The sequence below is a fragment of the Photobacterium sp. WH24 genome, assembly GCF_019204055.1.
In the GTDB taxonomy this organism is placed as follows: Bacteria; Pseudomonadota; Gammaproteobacteria; order Enterobacterales; family Vibrionaceae; genus Photobacterium; species Photobacterium arenosum.
The window spans coordinates 1-18,933 of sequence record NZ_JAGSOZ010000007.1 but is presented as its reverse complement, the minus strand read 5'-3'; the positions used below and the strand labels follow the sequence as shown (position 1 = coordinate 18,933).

18 protein-coding genes are annotated in these 18,933 nt (G+C 44.8%); 2 read left to right on the top strand and 16 right to left on the bottom strand.

Annotation, left to right across the window (positions count from 1 at the left end):
- Positions 1 to 170 precede the first annotated feature (170 nt).
- From uspE to KCG43_RS10090, 11 genes are all read right to left on the bottom strand, one after another.
- Positions 171 to 1,109: a universal stress protein UspE gene (gene uspE / locus KCG43_RS10140; protein ID WP_218384651.1), complete on the bottom strand. Its 939-nt coding sequence runs from the start codon at positions 1,107 to 1,109 to the stop codon at positions 171 to 173.
- 164 nt (positions 1,110 to 1,273) lie between these two features.
- Entirely contained in the window at positions 1,274 to 2,023 is a 750-nt protein-coding gene (locus tag KCG43_RS10135; protein WP_192017116.1) for an FNR family transcription factor, read from the bottom strand.
- A 75-nt stretch (positions 2,024 to 2,098) separates the two neighbouring features.
- On the bottom strand, positions 2,099 to 2,776 hold the full coding sequence (locus KCG43_RS10130; RefSeq protein WP_192017115.1) for a sulfite exporter TauE/SafE family protein: 678 nt from the start codon (positions 2,774 to 2,776) through the stop codon (positions 2,099 to 2,101).
- Positions 2,773 to 2,970 carry a cbb3-type cytochrome oxidase assembly protein CcoS gene (gene ccoS / locus KCG43_RS10125; protein ID WP_218384650.1) on the bottom strand — a complete coding sequence of 66 codons (198 nt, stop codon included), beginning with the start codon at positions 2,968 to 2,970 and terminating at the stop codon, positions 2,773 to 2,775. The genes KCG43_RS10130 and ccoS overlap by 4 nt, the downstream gene beginning before the upstream one ends.
- Positions 2,963 to 5,341: a heavy metal translocating P-type ATPase gene (locus KCG43_RS10120; protein ID WP_218384649.1), complete on the bottom strand. Its 2,379-nt coding sequence runs from the start codon at positions 5,339 to 5,341 to the stop codon at positions 2,963 to 2,965. Before KCG43_RS10120 ends, ccoS begins: the two co-directional genes overlap by 8 nt.
- Positions 5,338 to 5,829: a FixH family protein gene (locus tag KCG43_RS10115; protein ID WP_192017112.1), complete on the bottom strand. Its 492-nt coding sequence runs from the start codon at positions 5,827 to 5,829 to the stop codon at positions 5,338 to 5,340. The genes KCG43_RS10120 and KCG43_RS10115 overlap by 4 nt, the downstream gene beginning before the upstream one ends.
- Positions 5,830 to 5,949: 120 nt before the next feature.
- Positions 5,950 to 6,927: a cytochrome-c oxidase, cbb3-type subunit III gene (gene ccoP / locus KCG43_RS10110; protein ID WP_192017111.1), complete on the bottom strand. Its 978-nt coding sequence runs from the start codon at positions 6,925 to 6,927 to the stop codon at positions 5,950 to 5,952.
- Positions 6,928 to 6,929: 2 nt separating this feature from the next.
- Positions 6,930 to 7,106: a CcoQ/FixQ family Cbb3-type cytochrome c oxidase assembly chaperone gene (locus tag KCG43_RS10105; RefSeq protein WP_027252218.1), complete on the bottom strand. Its 177-nt coding sequence runs from the start codon at positions 7,104 to 7,106 to the stop codon at positions 6,930 to 6,932.
- Between the two features lie 9 nt (positions 7,107 to 7,115).
- The gene (gene ccoO / locus KCG43_RS10100) at positions 7,116 to 7,724 is read right to left on the bottom strand and encodes a cytochrome-c oxidase, cbb3-type subunit II (protein ID WP_218384648.1); all 609 of its coding nucleotides are present in this window, start codon (positions 7,722 to 7,724) and stop codon (positions 7,116 to 7,118) included.
- Between the two features lie 12 nt (positions 7,725 to 7,736).
- On the bottom strand, positions 7,737 to 9,164 hold the full coding sequence (gene ccoN, locus KCG43_RS10095) for a cytochrome-c oxidase, cbb3-type subunit I (protein ID WP_192017109.1): 1,428 nt from the start codon (positions 9,162 to 9,164) through the stop codon (positions 7,737 to 7,739).
- 781 nt (positions 9,165 to 9,945) lie between these two features.
- Complete coding sequence (locus KCG43_RS10090) at positions 9,946 to 10,635, bottom strand: SDR family oxidoreductase (protein WP_218384646.1); 690 nt, start codon at positions 10,633 to 10,635, stop codon at positions 9,946 to 9,948.
- Between the two features lie 152 nt (positions 10,636 to 10,787).
- Between KCG43_RS10090 and KCG43_RS10085 the strand changes: the two genes are divergently transcribed.
- The gene (locus tag KCG43_RS10085) at positions 10,788 to 11,960 is read left to right on the top strand and encodes an FIST signal transduction protein (protein WP_218384644.1); all 1,173 of its coding nucleotides are present in this window, start codon (positions 10,788 to 10,790) and stop codon (positions 11,958 to 11,960) included.
- A 5-nt stretch (positions 11,961 to 11,965) separates the two neighbouring features.
- Positions 11,966 to 14,050: an ATP-binding protein gene (locus tag KCG43_RS10080; protein ID WP_218384640.1), complete on the top strand. Its 2,085-nt coding sequence runs from the start codon at positions 11,966 to 11,968 to the stop codon at positions 14,048 to 14,050.
- An 857-nt stretch (positions 14,051 to 14,907) separates the two neighbouring features.
- Here the strand turns inward: KCG43_RS10080 and KCG43_RS10075 are convergent.
- The 5 genes from KCG43_RS10075 to KCG43_RS10055 all read right to left on the bottom strand — a co-directional run bounded on the left by KCG43_RS10075 (position 14,908) and on the right by KCG43_RS10055 (position 18,535).
- Positions 14,908 to 15,084 carry a hypothetical protein gene (locus tag KCG43_RS10075; protein ID WP_218384637.1) on the bottom strand — a complete coding sequence of 59 codons (177 nt, stop codon included), beginning with the start codon at positions 15,082 to 15,084 and terminating at the stop codon, positions 14,908 to 14,910.
- 234 nt (positions 15,085 to 15,318) lie between these two features.
- Positions 15,319 to 16,449, bottom strand: coding sequence for a zonular occludens toxin domain-containing protein (locus KCG43_RS10070; protein ID WP_218384634.1), 1,131 nt, complete (start codon positions 16,447 to 16,449; stop codon positions 15,319 to 15,321).
- 9 nt (positions 16,450 to 16,458) lie between these two features.
- Entirely contained in the window at positions 16,459 to 16,776 is a 318-nt protein-coding gene (locus tag KCG43_RS10065; RefSeq protein ID WP_218384631.1) for a DUF2523 family protein, read from the bottom strand.
- A gap of 1 nt (position 16,777) precedes the next feature.
- Complete coding sequence (locus tag KCG43_RS10060; protein WP_218384629.1) at positions 16,778 to 18,259, bottom strand: hypothetical protein; 1,482 nt, start codon at positions 18,257 to 18,259, stop codon at positions 16,778 to 16,780.
- Between the two features lie 123 nt (positions 18,260 to 18,382).
- Positions 18,383 to 18,535, bottom strand: coding sequence for a hypothetical protein (locus tag KCG43_RS10055; protein ID WP_218384627.1), 153 nt, complete (start codon positions 18,533 to 18,535; stop codon positions 18,383 to 18,385).
- Positions 18,536 to 18,933: the final 398 nt, after the last annotated feature.

Below are 18,933 nucleotides of genomic sequence, written 5' to 3'. Positions count from 1 at the left end.
GCGATCTGTGCTCACTGGCAAATTTCATGGCGGGTATGATACGGATTCCAGCGTCGGATTCCAGCGTGATTTTCATCTTAATTGATAATTAAGCGGCTAAATGGCAGTTTGAGCGATTGTTGTCGGTGAAAAGCACGCCTGCGGGTTGAAGGCGTGCTTTCAGAGCAAGATTATTGGTTAGGATCCAGAGGGCTGATGTAGCCGTCTGGCTTGAGGGCAAGCAAGTCGCAGTTGAGGCTGTCAATAGTGTGCTCAGCTGTATTGCCGATGAAGACAGCAGAAAGCCCGGTCCGGCCGGTGGTGCCCAGTATTACGAGTTCTGCATCCAACTCTTCTGCCACTTTTGGGATGACGTCTTCAGGCAATCCTTCGACGACATGGGTTTTACCTTCATCAATACCGTGTTTTTGCCTCAGTGCCTTCATTGATGTCAGATGGTGGCCTCGTACCGCATCTGTGTAGGTTGCAGGGTCAAATTCAGGTAATTCAATCGTAATGTTAACCGGGGTGGCAGGGTAGGCATTGACCAGATTGACTTCGGCAACCAGTACTTCTGCCATGTTCTTAGCTTCGCTGATGATTTTATCGTTCAGTGCTTCGTGCGTATCACTTTCGGCTGCTAAGTTGACACAAGCCAGTACCTTACCGTTTTCGGGCCAGCTGTGCTCTTTGACCAAAAGCACGGGGCATGGACATTTGCGCAATAAATGCCAGTCGGTAGGGGTAAAAATCACAGAGCCGATTTTGTCGTGTTTATGAGTGGCTTTTATCAGTAGGTCGTGATGATGGCTGTACACCTCGGCTATAACGGCTTCATAGGGGCGATTGTGCCACACAACAAGGATGTCGATATCAACGCCAGCGGTGACATGAGGGCGGATAATGTCTTTTAACCATTCTTCGCGCTGTTGGATAACCCCGCGTCGCATGGCCTGGCGTTCATCCGACGAGAGCATGGATGTCATTTCGTAAGAAAAATCGTAAATGGCAAGGAATACAGTGATGTGAACATTCTCACTTTTTTCAGCGAGGTGTACTGCGCGTGACAAAGCCGGTTGGTTGTTCTGCAGTGGATCGGCCACTACGAGGATGTTTTTGTATGTGTTCATAACTGCCCCCTGTCTCAACGGATTCGCAATCGACCTGATCTGAAAAACTGTTTGTATTCAGATTAGTATATTCACTGTAACGGATTGCTGCGAGGAAATGGAGGACTTTGAAGAGGAATTACAGTAAAAGTTGATGGGCATCAAGCCCATCAATTTTTATAAAACTATTTACAATTAGTCGCACCGGCTAGCAGAGCTAGCTGCTCACGATCGAGAACCGTGATGTACTTGCCTTTCACGCCAATGATCTCGGATTTTTGGAAACGTCCTAACAGACGGCTGATTGTTTCAACCGTCAGTCCCAGATAGTTTCCAATATCTCCACGGGTCATAGTCAGCCGGAATTCGCGGGCAGAAAACCCACGCTCTGAGAAACGGCATGACAAATCATAGAGAAACGCTGCCAGACGCTCTTCGGCATTTTTCTTAGAGAGCAGCAGGATCATATTCTGATCGCTTTTAATTTCACTGCTCATCAGGCGCATAATTTGCTGTCGGAGCTTAGGCACCTTACCGGCAAGCTCATCCAATGTTTCAAACGGAATCTCGCATACCATAGAGGTTTCGAGAGACTGGGCAAAACTTTGGTGTTTATGGTCGTTGATAGCGTCAAAACCCACCAAGTCGCCAGCTAAATGAAAAGCGGTAATTTGTTCGTCGCCTTGCTCGGTGATGGTATAGGTTTTCACTGTGCCTGAACGAATAGCGTACAGCGCTTTCAGCTCGTCCCCGGCTTTAAATAACTCCTGACCCTTATGGATAGGCTTTTTACGCTCAATAATGCTGTCCAGCTGATCTAACTCTGCGTCATTGAGAGTAAAGGGGATACACAACTGACTGATACTGCAATCCTGACAATGGATAGCACATCCACCGGATTGAATGCGTTTTGTGGAGATTTTATCTGAATTCATAAACTGTGGCCTGACCAAGTTCGGATACTCGGGTCACTCTATCACACTCTTATTCATAATGACGAGTATAAAACATTAGGAAAATTGTGTGATTGCGACATAACCTGTGTGGATACCGTATGCCAATAACAATAATGCACTGGTTTTTTTAAATATCTGATTGGAAAGCCATTGTTTAAGCGTTTCTGCAAAGCTGCCTACTAACAGCATGGCTGGCAAAGTTCCCAGACCAAAGGCCAGCATGACGCCGGCACCTGAGCCTGCATTGCCAGCCACAGCCGCCCAACTCAACATTGAGTAAACTAATCCGCAGGGTAACCAGCCCCATACCAGTCCAAACGGAAAGGCCGCAAGGGGAGATTTCAGTGGTAACATCGACTTAGCTAAAGGCGAGATAAAACGCCAGAGTGATTGGCCGAGAGCTTCAATTCTGGTGACCCCTTGCCACCACTGGCCAATATACAGGGCGAGAAGAATCATCATCACTGCGGCGAAAATGCGCAGGAAAAGGAGCGCAGTGCTTAATCCACTTAATGCAGCCATACCTGCTACTGCGCCACCAATAACAGCTCCGGCTGCTGCGTAAGAAATCAGGCGTCCGGCGTTGTAGCAAAGTAAGTAAGGAAAACGGTGGCTTTGCTGTTGCCCTGGCATGCCTAAGGTAATAGCGGCAGCGATACCACCACACATCCCCAGGCAATGGCCTGCACCCAGCAGGCCAATAACAAAAGCAGCGAAAAAATCTGTGTTCACTGTTTTTCCTTGCCCGCTTGTTCATCATCCGTTTTTTGCGCGGGTTGCTTTTCTTCATTCTCATCAAACAGGATGTCGTATCCCTGTCTTTCGAGGTCTTCAAATTGTTCTGATTTGACGGCCCAGATAAAAATGGCAACGGCAATGCAGACGAAGATGATTGCAATCGGGATGAGTAAATACAGGCTAGCCATCTTCTTTCAATAACCTCAGTGAATTAGAGACAACAATGATGGAGCTGGCAGACATGCCTAATACTGCAATATAAGGTGCAACCAGTCCGGCAACAGCCAGAGGCAGAATAACAAGGTTATATCCTAATGCCCATGATAGATTTTCCCGAATGATCTTCTTAGTTTTCATCGCCAGGCGTCGTGCTTCCAGCACTCGGTTTAAGTGATCGCCAAGTAAAACCATATCTGCAGACGATTTAGCAACATCCGTACCTCCACCCATTGCAAGTGACAGATGAGCGCCAGCCAGCACAGGTGCATCATTAACGCCGTCACCAATCATCAGGGCGACCTGATCTTTGGCGAGACTGTTAAGGTAATCGAGTTTACCTTGCGGAGTCGCACCGCTAATCAGCTTGTCTACAGAAAGCGTTTTTGCCACGCGAGCGGCATTGTCGGAGTTATCGCCCGTGAGCATTGTGACCTGAATCCCTTCGGCCTGAAAGGCACTGACCAGTGACTGACTGTCATGCCGGATGGGATCATCCAATTGGAAAGCGGCGATAGCTTTACCGTTACAGGTGAGCCAAACCTGAAAGTCCTGGTCTGGAGAAGGGGCGTTTTCACCGTTTAACGCAAAAGCCTGCTTCCCGATTCGCCATTCATTTCCCTCTCTCATGCCTTTGAGGCCAAAGCCGATTTCATTTTCAACCTCATCAAAGGAAAAGGCTGAATTTCGATAACCAGAAAAAGCCCGGGCGATAGGGTGGTTTGCAAAGCGTTCCAGCTCGGCAGCGATGCTCAGGACCTCTGTTTCATCGTAACTGTCAAAGCAGACTGTTTGGATGACTCTGACATTTCCTTCGGTTAAGGTGCCGGTTTTATCTATAACCAGTTGGTTCACATTGCAGAGTGTTTCCAGAACGTGTCCGCGCCGGAGCAGAATGCCTAGACGGCCAAGACGTGAGGTAGCACAAGTCAGTGCGGTTGGTGTTGCCAGCGACAGGGCGCAAGGGCAGGTGGCGACCAGTACTGCTAGTGTTATCCATAATGCATCATCGGGTTTTACCTGGTGCCAGTAAAGCCAGGTACCCGCTGCAATGATAAGAATAACAGCGACAAAATAACGGGCTACCACGTCGGCAACTTCTGCAATTTTTGGCTTCGTTGCCTGTGCTTCATCCTGAAGACGAATGATGTTCGAAATAAGGGAGTGCTGGCGGTCCTGAGTCACTTTCACGGTCAGGTTACCGTCACCGTTAATTGTGCCGGCAAATACAGTATCATCCTTGCTTCTGCGTACGGGGAGCGGCTCGCCAGTCAGCATTGACTCGTCGATTACACTGTGACCTGCCACAATAACACCATCGGCAGGTAAGCTTTCTCCGGGCAAAACTGTGACAACGTCACCTGTCTTTAGGCTTTTCGCTGCAATCTGGCGACCATCAACCAGATTTGCCATAGCCGGAATCAATTTAAGCAGATTGGCGCTGGCTGCAGCGGCTTTACGGCGCGCCCTCATCTCAAGATAACGGCCGATTAATAAGAAGAAGGTAAACATCGAAATGGATTCGAAGAACACTTCGCCCTTTGTTGTAACAGTGGCATAAAAGCTGGCCACGTAAGCGAAGATCAGCGCAATAGAAACAGGGACATCCATGCCTAATGTGCGTGCTTTGAGGTTCCGCCAGGCATTCAGATAGAAGGGCAGTGCTGAGTAGAGAAGCACCGGGGTGGCGAAAAGAAGGCTGACCCAGCGGAAATAGTTTCGGAAGCTTTCATCCAGATCACCAAATACCTCAAAGTACAGCGCAACCGCCAACATCATCACCTGCATGCTGGCTAAGCCAGCGATACCTAAACGGTACAGGTAGCTCTTCATCGTATTGTGGTAATGCTGCTCTTGGTTATCTGCCTCAAAAGGGGCCGCTTTGTAGCCTAAACGGTGAATGGCGGACAAAAGAGTGCTGAGTTTAGTCTGCTCGGGGTTCCAGCTGAGCAGAGCGCGGTGCGTGGTGGTATTGACGCGAATGTTAACTAAGCCTGTTTCGCGTTTGAGTTGTCGTTCAATTAACCATGCGCAGGCGGCACACGATACCCCTTCGAGTGACAGTGTGACTTCGTTGGTGTTGTCGCTGGTTCTGACAAAGTCTTGCTGAATTTCTTCGTTGTCATACAGGGCAAGGGACTGCAATTGCTGAGGAATCAGATCGGCTTTATCTGCTGTTGCAGTCCGATACTCATAATAGGATGTCAAACCACTGTCGACTATAGTGCTTGCCACAGCGTGGCAGCCCGGGCAGCACATACTGCGTGCTGTTCCCAGGATGTCGACTGTTAAATGGGTATCATGTGGTACAGGATCACCACAGTGGTAGCAAGAGGTTGTCATCCTTTGTTTTGTCCATACAGCTTAATTGGATCGGATGAGGGCAGGTTAAGACGGCCATTCAGCATCCATTCTCCCTGAAACGGCTCTACTTCGACAAACCATGGGCCATCAATCGACTCTGGTGCTGTGAATCGGTAGCGGCCTTTTTGGTCCGGGCTGATCATTTGGGTGAAGTCTTTTTCCGCTAAGGTGCGGTGAGTAAAGAGAACTCGCAGCGTTGGAAAGTCAGGCAGCTCACCTTTGTCCAGAGATAGGGTGATATCTTGCTCAGTAACCTTGATATCCGCCTTTATTTTCAGGGCGTCGGCGACACGCAGTCGCGAAAAGTCCTGATTAATGCCTTTTCCTTTCTTGTAATAGTCTTCAGCAACCAGATCCACTTTATTCTGAGAGAATATATACAGCGCAGTCATGCTGTATGTAATGGATAGGGCTGGAATCGCAATTATGAACCAGGGCCAAAACTGCTTATACCATGGCTTTTGCATTGTGAATCCTTTTAGTATCTATAAAAAGAGCCCCTGATTTTAGCAGGGGCCCTATGACTTAGCTTCAGTGAAATTGTCAGCAAACGTCAACAATTAACTGATTCGTAACAGAAATCAGGATTACTGCTCGCTGTTGCTCAGGCCCCACACATAAGCAGAGATAAGCTGAACTTTTTCTTCGCCCAGAATGTTATCCCAAGCCGGCATAACACCCTGGCGACCGTGAGTAATAGTATCAACGACCGCACGACGTGAACCACCATATAGCCAGATATTATCAGTCAGGTCAGGCGCACCAAATGCTGGGTTACCTTTACCATCCGTACCATGACAGGCAGCACACACCACAAAGCGTTGTTTACCCGCCGCAGCCTCTTTGGCATTCACTTTACGGCCAGACAAACTCAGAGCGTAACTTGTTACTTCTTGTACACCGTCTTCGCCTAAGGTGTCAATCCATGCAGGCATAGCGCCTGTACGGCCATGCATGATGGTGGTTTTGATGGTTTCAGCTTCACCGCCATACAACCAATCGTTATCGGTCAGGTTAGGGAAACCCTGCTGACCACGCGCATCAGAGCCGTGGCACTGAGCACAGTTCTGCAGGAACAAGCGCTGACCTACACGGCGAGCATCTTGATCGGCTGCAATTTCTTCGATTGGACGAAGGTTGTTACCAGACTCGTCATAGGCAAGGGTTTTAAACAGCTCGCCATAAGCTCGTTCTGCATCACCCAATTCTTTGGCATATTGATCAAGCTCTTGCGCTTGCTGAGAGTTAGCAATAGATGCTTTTGACTCAGCTACTGTGCGAATAGTCTGATCTGAACTCTGCCACCCCAAAAGCCCCTTAAAGTTGCCCAGGCCAGGATATAGCGCCAGATATACCAAAGAAAAAACAATGGTTCCCCAGAACATATAAGACCACCACTTAGGTAGTGGGTTATTGATCTCGCGAATACCATCGTATTCGTGGCCCATGTCCTCACCTTCTTCAACACCCATTTTGTCCTTGCTACACCAAGCAAGAATGGCAGCAATTGCAGCCAGGGTGCCAAGCGTGATGACGATGATCCATACACTCCAAAACGTCGACATTCTTATTTGCTCCTGTCTTTTTCACGCGTGGCCACATCCTTCTCCTCGTCTGCAAATATCAAATTAGCAGCTTCGTCGAATTGGGATTTACGGCGTTTACTGTAGGCCCAAAGGACAATACCAATAAAGCTACCGAACAGAATCACAGTCCAGATACTATGAATGGTTCCGATATCCATGGTGCCTCCTTATTTCATCGCGTGACCTAGAGACTGAAGGTAAGCAATAAGTGCGTCCATTTCAGTCTTGCCTTTCACATCATCACCTGCTTTCGCAACTTGTTCGTCAGTGTAAGGTACACCGAACTTATCGCGGAATAAGGCAAGTTTTTTAGAGGTTATTTCGCCATCCAGTACATTTTCTTCCAGCCAAGGGAAACCGGGCATGTTAGATTCTGGTACTACATCGCGGGGGTTGCGCAAGTGTACTCGGTGCCATTCATCGGAATAACGGCCGCCTACACGAGCCAGATCCGGACCTGTACGCTTAGAGCCCCACAGGAATGGATGCTCCCAAACACTTTCACCTGCAACAGAATAATGGCCATAACGTTCAGTTTCTGAACGGAATGGACGAATCATCTGGCTGTGGCAAACGGTACACCCTTCGCGGATATAAATGTCACGGCCTTCCATTTCCAGGGCAGTGTAAGGGCGCAGGTTTTCTACAGGCTCAGTCGTTTGTTCCTGATAAATCAGCGGCGTGATTTCTACCAGCGCACCCAAACTGATTGCAATCACAATCAGGATGGCCAGCAAACCAACATTTTTTTCAACAAGTTCGTGACGAAAGCTCATCAGTTTTACTCCTTATGCTGGTTGCTCTATGGCTTTCAAGCTGTCTTTCGGTGCGGCAATAGTTCTGTAAGCGTTGTAAGCCATCAGGAACATGCCGGTTACGAAGATAAGACCACCACAGAAACGCACGAAGTAGAACGGATAAGACGCTTGCAGAGCTTCAACAAAGCTGTAGGTCAGGGTACCGTCGGTATTCACCGCGCGCCACATCAGACCTTGCATCACACCAGAAATCCACATAGCTACGATGTACAGAACCGTACCAATAGTAGCCAGCCAGAAATGCACGTTTACCAGTTTGATAGAGTACATACGCTCTTGGCCGAACAGTTTTGGAATCAGGTGATATACCGAACCGATAGAAACCATGGCAACCCAGCCTAACGCACCTGAGTGAACGTGGCCGATTGTCCAATCGGTATAGTGAGACAGGGCATTGACTGTCTTAATTGCCATCATCGGACCTTCGAAAGTAGACATGCCGTAGAACGACAGTGACACTACCAGGAAGCGCAGAATCGGGTCATAACGCAGTTTATGCCAGGCGCCGGACAGCGTCATGATACCGTTGATCATGCCGCCCCAGGATGGCGCAAACAGTACCAGAGACATCACCATGCCCAGCGACTGAGTCCAGTCAGGCAATGCGGTGTAGTGCAGGTGGTGCGGGCCAGCCCAGATATACAGAGAAATCAGTGCCCAAAAGTGCACGATAGACAAACGGTAGGAATAAACAGGACGACCGGCTTGTTTCGGGACGAAGTAGTACATCATACCCAGGAAGCCAGCAGTAAGAAGGAAACCTACGGCGTTGTGCCCATACCACCACTGAACCATGGCATCGACTGCACCAGAGTAAACAGAATACGACTTCGTCATTGAGACCGGAATCGCCATGCTGTTCACAATGTGAAGAACGGCTACCGTCAAAATGAATGCACCGAAGAACCAGTTTGCCACATAAATGTGGGAGGTCTTTCGTTTAATCATCGTTCCGAAGAACACGACAGCATAGGAGACCCAGACAACGGCAATCAGTATATCGATTGGCCACTCCAGTTCAGCGTATTCTTTGCTGGATGTATACCCCATCGGCAGCGTAATAACTGCTGATAGAATCACGGCTTGCCAGCCCCAGAAGGTGAACGACGCTAACTTGCCACCAAACAACGTGGTTTGACAGGTACGCTGAACGACATAATAAGATGTCGCGAACAGTGCACTGGTACCGAAGGCGAAGATAACTGCATTAGTATGCAGCGGACGCAGACGGCTGTATGTCAACCAAGGGGTGTCAAAGTTAAGCGCCGGCCAAACCAACTGAGCGGCAATAAATACACCAACGCTCATTCCAACAATACCCCACAGTATGGTAGCTAGGGTGAATTGCCGAACGACCGTATAGTTGTAGTTTTGATCAAGCTGCTTTTCTTGGCTCATGTTGCATGCTTCCACTAAAAAATTTCAACTACACTCTTGTTTTCTTTGCGAACAACTTCATTTCGCAATGCCACCCAAAGCTTAGACAAATCCTGTGTTGTTTTTATAAACAATTCGACACGGAAATTGCTATTTTGTTGTAAAAGTGGCATTTTCAGCACGCATGATACTTGAGATAAGAAATGATTGACAGTGTGAAGGGTGGGCTCATGCCGCGGCTCACTATTTTTATGCAAAAAGTTTGAACTATGTAACATGGGAAATGTATACAATCATGGCCGCACAGAAACTAACTAAAGCTCGGTTGATCCAAATTTTGCTCCTACTTGCTGTTCTGATTGCGGCATTCGTATGGAGAACAATTACATACAAATCTGACAATAAGGCAGAGGAAGCACTAAGGTCTTGCGAGGGTTCAGTAGAGGAATGCACTAACAAAGATGCAAAGTAGAAGCTGAAAGCACTCCGGGTTATCTGTTTGGAAAAAGGCAATAAAGGGGTACCAGTAGCTGCTCTCTTTGTATTTAAAGGTGTCAACTTCGGCAGAGCAAGGGGACGATTTATTAATTTGGTATCAGGAGTATGTGTTAGCACTCAAGCTATTGAAATGTGAGTTATTTTAATGCTTTAACACCATGTTGCTCTGATAAGTCAAACTTACAAGTACCAGATAAGGATTCAGAACATTATTTTTCATATGAAAATAATTAAAGTTCATTAAAAACAATCGCATAGAACATAACTCTCATCTATTCACTAGGTTGAATCTTTTCCTGTGTCGTTATGATGGTTTTTTATCCAAAACTCGGTTCGAAACGTTGAAAACCTGTCCGTTGATGTGCGAGGCTTTGTGACTCACCAGAAAATGTACCATAGCTGCCACGTCTTTGAATTGATTTACATCATTTTTTAGCACATCTGTCCGGTTAAGAATGTATCGGGCAGCATGGACAGTAACATCAGGTGATAAGCTATTGGCCAAAGCTTCAGTCAGTCCAACCAGGCCTTGGCTGCATACGGCGAGTAACTCGCTGTTAATGGCAGATTCATGAGGGGTAGGGACAACATGAACAATAGCCCCCTTTGTTGTTTTCAGAAGAGGCAGGCATTGTCTGGCGGTGAACAAGGTTGCTGTTAACTGGTGGTGAAGTGCCTGGTTCCAATCAAATAAATCCATTTCAGTGAAGGGGATGCCCACATCCGGAAGTGATACCGATGGGTTAATAACAAGTGCATCAAGTCGGCCGAATTGAGATTCAATCTCCCGGGCGGCTGCGGCAACGTCTGATTCCTTACTGCAATCTGTATTGCGAAACCGGACTCGTGGATCTTCTGCAACCAAATCATAACCTGCATTTTCGTCATTGCTCAGTGACATGACAATAGACTGAGTTGCAGCAAGCTCTTTACAGATATGTTTGCCTAACTCTGTTGTTCCTTCTGTGACAATGATTACTGGTTGCTTTGTCATACCCAAATCTTCTTTGTCGAATAGTTAAATACTAATAACGGTAAATCGCACACAGACTTAAGAGTTTTTTTTATAAAAATTCAATACTCTGCTGATCCTCAAATTGAAACTGTCTATTATGGTGAAGATACACACCCAGTCGTGAACACTACATGGAAATTGTTACCAGTTACTCAACGATAGAAACGACAGCAGCAGCAGTAGATGAAGCTGTCAGTCAACTCAAAGCCAGATTAGTGCGTCCCAGCCTGTTGTTGGTGTACTTTTCAGGGCATGACAATGCGCAAGTTATCCGAGAGCGGCTTGTTGCGGAATTCCCTGACACTCAAATTTTAGGCTGTTCATCATGCCAGGGTATCCTGACAGAAGAGGGGTATTTCCCTGATCGGGTGATCGGTTTATGGGCTGTTTTTGATTTCAATGGCGCGTATGGCTCTGCTTTAGTGTCTACCCATCAACTTCCTCACCAAATGGCGAAACAGGCATTGCTGAAGGCCATTCAAAATACCGGACGCTCAGGGGAATTACCTTCACTCGTTTTGCTGCACGCAAGTCCTGGCGCTGAAGAGGAGGTGATACAGGCCATATCTCAAGAGTTTGGCACACCAGTACCTATTATTGGCGGGAGCGCCGCGGATGCAGGGGTTTTGGGGGAATGGCAACTTTTCACTCAAGATCATTTAGCTTCTGAAGGCGTTGCTGTGAGTGTCTTTTATCCAACATGCGACTTAAATTTTTCTTTTCACTCAGGTTACGCAAAAACTGAACAATACGCAGTGGCGACTAAGGTTGAGGGAAGGGAACTCATAGAACTTGATCACCGGCCAGCAAAAGAGGTCTATGAAGAATGGATTAAACAACCTTTAGAGTATGGTCAAAGCATAATGTCTCTCTCTGCTTTACATCCGATTGGTCGTATTGCAGGCACTTTACATGATTTACCCTATTTTAAGCTCGCTCATCCCAATTCTGTTACTGCGCGTGGTGGAATCACATTGTTTGCTTCTATAAAGGAAGGAGAGAAACTCTACCTGATGACAGGGACGGAAGATAACCTGGTCAACCGGACCGGTCGCGCAGTGGATGGATTGCTTCATGATAGCCATCAGCAGATCGAGGCTATTGGTGGAATAAGTATTTATTGTGCTGGCTGTATGCTCCAGGTGAAATCAAAAATGGGTATGGTTGCAGAGAAAATGCAGCAATCTATGCTCAACGCGCCGTTTATTTCTCCGTTTACTTTTGGAGAACAAGGCCAGTTCCTTGGTGGTGAGAATGAGCATGGTAATTTAATGATTTCTAACGTTTTGTTTTACCGGGAATGATGAGCATGCCAGGCAGAGAAACAGAAACCCTACAGGAAACATTGCTTGCGTTACTCAGAAGCCAGGAAAGGGAGAAACAGCTCAGAGATGAGTACTCTGCTATTTTAGCGGGTATGTCAGCGATGGCTGGCGCTAATAGCAAGCGGCAAGTATTCAATAGCCTGCTTGCTGTTCTGCGCAAATATATTGGTTTCGAACACGCGCTGGTGCTGACTCGTGAAGATGAAACTTCGCATCTGGAAGAACTTGTCACCACCTGTACTAATTTCGAATCTTGCTCCTGGGAAGTCAATCAAACCTTTATCCGTGCTATCAATGGCGAAAGTATTGCACTTTTCGACCCGCTGCAAGTTGCCGAATTTCGTTATTTGCCCAAGGACCAGATCGGACTGTGTCGCTCAGTGTTGATGACGGGAGTGAAAGTCAGTTCTGGTGACGCGTTACTGCTATTTTTGCATTCTCAACCCGGCCAGTTTGGCGCTTCATGTAAAAGAGTGCTGGCACGGTTTCGCCCATTGCTTGAACGCGCAATTATCGACATTGACTACAGGGAAAGATTGCAAACTCTGGTGACTGTACGAACTCAAGAGTTATTGCACAATCAGCAACGATTTAAAGACTTTGCAAATACTGTTGGTGACTGGTTTTGGGAGATAGATACCGAATACAGGTTCACGTATATCTCTGCGCCAGACTTATCTAACCACGTGATAGATAAAAAAAGTTTGTTAGATCTCTTTGATGATGATAGCGATTTCCAAACCAAGCTACGAAATAAATTGCTCAGTAATGAAGATTTTGAAGACTTGGAATGGCAGCTACCCGGTAATGAGGGTGGGGCATGGATTAGCTTCAGCGGTAGCCCGTACTTTAGCAAACACGGGGAGCTCCGGGGATATCGGGGAACAGCGAAAGACATCACCAGCAAGAAGCAACGTTTAGTCGAATTGCAGCAGGCTCGGCAACAAGCGGAATCTGCAAACGCCGCTAAATCTCAGTTTCTGGCAATGATGAGCCATGAAATTCGCACGCCTCTGAATGCAGTGCTTGGTTTGATGGATACTTTAGCTGATTCAGGACTGAATATTGAGCAGCTTAAATGGGTCAATCAAATGGAGCAGTCTGCTCAACTGCTTCTGACGATCATTAACGATATTCTGGATCTCTCTCGTATAGAATCAGGCAAGTTTGATTTATACATGGAACCCATGTCTGTCGCTGATTGTGCCACGCTGGTCGTTGAACAGCTGCGAGATCAGGCACAGAAGAAAAATATCGATTTGAATATCCGGGTTGATGAAACAGTTCCTGAAAAAACTCAAGGTGACAAGAACCGCGTGACTCAGGTTATGTTTAATCTGATTGGCAACGCTATCAAATTCACGAACAGTGGCTCAGTGAATGTTGCTGTCACAACAGCAAATAATGAGATTGTGATTACAGTTATTGATACTGGAATTGGTATCTCTGATGAAGCACAGAAAAATCTCTTTAATCCGTTTGTTCAGGCAGACGGTAGTATTACCAGAAAATATGGTGGTACCGGTTTGGGTTTGGCCATCAGCCGCCATCTTGTCGGGAAAATGCAAGGACGTATTTCACTGGTCAGCCATTTAGGCCACGGTAGCTGTTTTTCTGTGTTTTTACCGATCATCGCAGCTGCAGCTGAAATAGAAGAAGAAAAGCTACCTCAAAGAAAAGTTCCGCGCCGAGCATTATCAATTTTGTTGGCGGAAGACAGTAAGACAAACCAGATGGTTGCAAAACTCATGCTGGAAAAACGAGGACATCATGTTCAAGTCGCTGACAATGGGCAAATGGCACTGGATATGATTGAAGCGTCACCCGAACAATTTGATTTAATATTAATGGATATCTCTATGCCGGTTATGGATGGTATGGAAGCAACCAGAAAGATCAGAGAAAAGCATGTTGATTTACCCATAGTTGCGCTGACGGCAAATGCCATGCACTCAGATCAGCTTGAATATCAAAAAGCGGGCATGAACGGCTTTCTAGCAAAACCGATACGCGTAGCTGAATTGGATAAATTGCTGTGCGAATATGCTGAGCTAGTCTCGCTGGCATAATTCATTCTTATCGATGAACGCATTGGCGCTTGTCGGCCTTAGGTAATTCCACCTGACATTGAAGAACCAGGCAAACTGACAATTTGCAGCAGGACTTAAATACAAGTGTGAATTACCTATTTTATGGTAAATCACCATTATGGTTAAATTGCGTGAACCTGTCTGGCGAGGCCGTCATACAGAAGGGAGCAGAGAGCCCAACGTGTAGACTCTCACACCCTTAATTTAACATAATGTACATAATGCGCACTTAAGGGTTGGAGATTATTGAGGAATGTCAGATAGTTGCAGCGCTGTAACTTTGACATACTGACTGGTGATCTGGCTGACGCGCTGCGCTTGTCTGCTCATTTTGACTGCCACATGTGCTTTGGCACATGCAGCAGCAAAATCGAGCTCCAGTTATTTGGTGATGAACGGCTGTGAAATCGCCGGCTACACAGACATGCTCTGAATTACATCGGGATATTTAAAGCCTCAATCCATCTCAAAAGCACATCAAAAAACCAGATAACTAGATACAGCAATCTTTCAAAGCGTTCATATTGCATGTTAACTCCTTCATAGTTGGAATATTCACATGGCTAGGTTATGCGGGTTCACTTTGGGCGTCTCCCACACAAAGTTGTTGTAAGCTGTACGTATCCAACTACCGTCGATAGGTTTTTGTGTGTGCGTCATGTTTCCGGGCAAGAGTCGCTGCGCTCCGGCCTAACAGGATGAAGGGGTTCGTGCTCTTTTAAGGTTGGGTACCGCTGCGCGGGCCTCGGCCATTTGACTATGAGTGGCTCTGCTTTGATTTCGAAGTGTGGCCTAATATGGCCGCCATGAGCGGCCATGTGGCTATCCGGAAATTATCACGAATTAACTGAAGGTTTATTTTCCAACTGCTTTTGCAGCAATTCCATTCTCATTTTTATAAACATAACTTCATCTGGATTGATATCTTTTCCATTTTTCCAGCCTTGCATTACCTTGATAAAACTTGATATCTCATCTTTAAAGTACGGGTCATTTATCTTTTTAAGATTCATTTAATTTCCTATTTAAATCAGTTATTTATGCTTAGTGTTAATTTACTAAACACATTTCTGGTTATCTAAGTTGCAGCGCTGCAACTGGGCAGGTGCGTTTGGATTTCTGTTCATTTTCACTCTAAATTGAATTTTTTTTGCAGTAAAATCAAGTTTATCTTAAAGCCACTGCACCAACCTTTTAAACTATACCCCACGGGGCGTGGGGACCCCTTTTAAAAGGTTGGGTGAGTATTATAAGGATACTATGTCTTGAACTGCTGATGGCGAGTCAGCATTTTTAGTCGGTTCTTTCCCACGACAATAAACAAGCTTTGTTGCAGAATTGTATGTCAGCCTGACCATACATGGCCCATAAACAGAAACCTGATAGCCTGCTAAATAGAAGTCATCCAATTTAAGATCTATTTTAAAGTTAGACGAGTTTAAAGCAGAAAAATAAACCTGTTTTTGAAGGTGATATATACCATTTTTGTCTATGTATGAGCTGTCACTATACCCTTCAATATGGATATCAAAATCACCGAAAGGCATCCCTTTAAAACTTGACTGAACAGGAGCGGCTTTAACTGGTTGAGTTGGCTTAGATGGTGCCTGAGCAATGGGCTCAGATTTTGGCTTATCATCAAAAATATGTGAGATGTACTTAATAGAGAAAAATATACCGAAAATCATCAAAATCAGAGGTATCCGTATGCCCCAATGCTGATGCCATTTTTTCATATCTTTAATATTAGCTTCAGTAACTTCACCTTGTGATTTTGTATGAGACTTGTAGAAAGGGAAAAACTTTTTCTCATATTCCCTACTATCCTGCTCTATCAAACCTCCTTTTTTCCCTTCTCCATAGTAAAACACATAACGGCGATATGACTTATCACCAATAGCACGATTTTTTCTAACTTCAATACATATCTCAATGTCTTCACGCAGTAAGCGATTAATTTTTCTGTCACTCTGAGTAAGAAAAATGAAATCAAATCCCCAATGACGATGACCCGAAAAGAACTCAACTTGCCTTTCTGCAATATCTGTTTGTGATTTTCCACGACCAGATAAGGGAAACAATAAATGACATTCATCCAATACAAACAAAACGCCCTGCTCTTTTTCATTTCTCCAGCTTTGATATTTCTTATAGTCGTCAGGATCTGATAAGTATCGATGACCTCCGTCGAAATCAAAAGGAACGACTTCAATGAGTTGCCTAACGTCTTCCCCAAGAACTAAATTAAAATGTTCAATATTAAGGGGTATGTTAGTTACAACTTTCCGGCCTTCTTTTATTGACGGTAAAATATGATGCACAACACATTCATACGATTTCCCTGCGCCTGGACGTCCTTTAATTAAAGTGATAGACATATTACCTCTCTAAGAACCTAATCTAACGAATGGGATTAATTGCAGTAAAAATCGAACAATAACTGCGCTTACAATTATGGCACTAGCTTCATTTATTCCAATCAAAGCCATGACATTAACCATGTCATCAGGAAGAATATTTAAATACTGAAGCAATCCAAAACTGCTAAACATCCCGCCTAGCCCATCAACGATAGATACGACAAGATTAAATATTGTTTCAAACACAAAACAAACCAAATCTATAACCATGTCCCAAATAGAAAACAGGACAGAAAGGCAAAGATTTAAAAAATCATTCCACCTTTCAGAAAGCCAATTTAACATGTTAACCTCCAAAAACTATTCTTCGTGAAACAATAATAGAAAACAAAATCATACAAGATTTAATTGCAGACCAAATGTATGCATCCGCCTGAAGTGTGTAGCAGCCAAAATCAATACCAGCAATGACATTAAAACAAAGGACAAAAGCAGGAATTGAGCCAGTACCTAAATCAATAATAAAATCATTTAGCCACTCAAAGATAGGTGTTTTCTTCATGTCGGTGATAAACTGATCAAGGACTCCTAACAAACCATCAGGATACTTAACAGGCCAAAAAGAAGTAGCTACGGATTCATCAGGAACTGTTTGTAAGGAAACGGATGAATTATTAATCAGAGAAATCTCATCCAGAATACTTTGACTTAACTGATTGGTTGTATCAAGACGAGATTCAACACCGCTAACATCAACGATAATAGTAATATCACCAGTTCCCGTATCAGTACTAGTGCCCGTGTCAGGGGCTGTTATAGAGCCAGAGTTAATACCAGTTATATAATCATTACCATTAGCAACAGTGTTTGCTAAGTAATAAGCTTTATCCCAATCCGAAGTGGAAACATAATTAGGAGCTGTAGAATCAGACGACTGAGCAATGCCAGTAGCAATTAAATGAGCATTTTTCCAGGCTTGATCACCAATATCAGGAATAGGAGTCTCATTATCAGGCATTGGGGGCGCATCATCAGCAGTTAAATCACTAACCAAATCCTTATCTAAAACACCTTCTGAATCAGCAATTAAAGCTTTTTGCTGATCCTCCGGTAAAGTCTGAATATGAGAAGCAATGTCAGCTTGAGCAACGGAATCCTCTACAACAGTAGGTTGACCAGATGGAGGGATATAACCGTCTTCACACGTCGAAATTGTACCGTAAGCATACTGACAAGTAACGAGGCTTGCACTGTCTCCAGAACCAGCCCACAAATCACCGGAAATTGTAAAATAATTGATAGTCCTTAAATCCTCACGAGTAGAATCGTAGCGATAAGGTAATATCTCAAAAGAAGAACAGTATGTTTCACCAACGCTAACACATACCCTTTCAGCAACTTCTTGAACGGTTGCACCTGATTGGCTCCTAAGGTTCCAAACATACCCAGCAACTGGAGGAGGAACATTATCAGGGTACTCGGTTATACCCCCTTGCATAATACTTCCATCTTCAGCAATGTAATACCCCAAAGTAGCAAGAACGCCAGTAAAAGCAGCAACACCCAAAGCAGCCTTACTCTTAAAAAACTTCAAAAACTTAGCATTTGATATTTTTGCACTGGCTGCATAATAAGCATTTGAAACCTCTACAGCCTTAACAACAGAACTAATTGCTATTTCAGAGGCTAAATAACGAATTGCTATAGGGGCGGCTATATCAATAGCGTAAGCAGCACCCGCAACAATAGGAACTACAGCATTGGCTCTTTGAATTGGCAGAAATGCAATATAGAAAGATATAAAATAAACAGATAGTTTCTTCCACATGTGACAACCCCATAAAAAAAGGGGCTGATTAGCCCCTAAAACCAAGTACGCAAGCTATTCCGCTCAAACCACCTAAAAACATTATTACGGAATAAAATTGAAGTGCAGTAACTGCTACTTGCATTACACTTTGCCAATTAATCGCTTAACAAAAGTAATACCTTTTTCCGCAAATTTCACGCCAACAGCAACAACACCAATAGAGGTTACTGTCGCAATAAGAGTTGTTGTATCAATAGCACTCATTAGCTGAGTGATAATATCTGTTTGTTCCATGGAAATTCTCCTATATTTTTCCGATGATATTTTTTATTACACCAATAATCCACGCAGCTTTGTACGAAATCAATACAAGGCCAAATGAAAAAAAGAATAAGCCTGAAATGTTAACTGGGTTTAATTCAATCTGATTTATTTTGTATTCATCGATAGTTTGAATTACTAATGATGAACATTCACTAAGTGGCTGCTCAGTTAGATATATAAATTTATCCTGTGATACTTCCACACAATAAGCCATAAGTTACTGGATTCCAACAACCCAAGTCATTCTAGGGTTCGTAGGCTTTGGTTCTACAACAAGACTAATTTCATCTCCTAAGCCTACTGAATTAAAAACAGACAAGGCATCTGGCATTAGATCAATTTCCTGTGTTGAATGCCCTACTCCAACA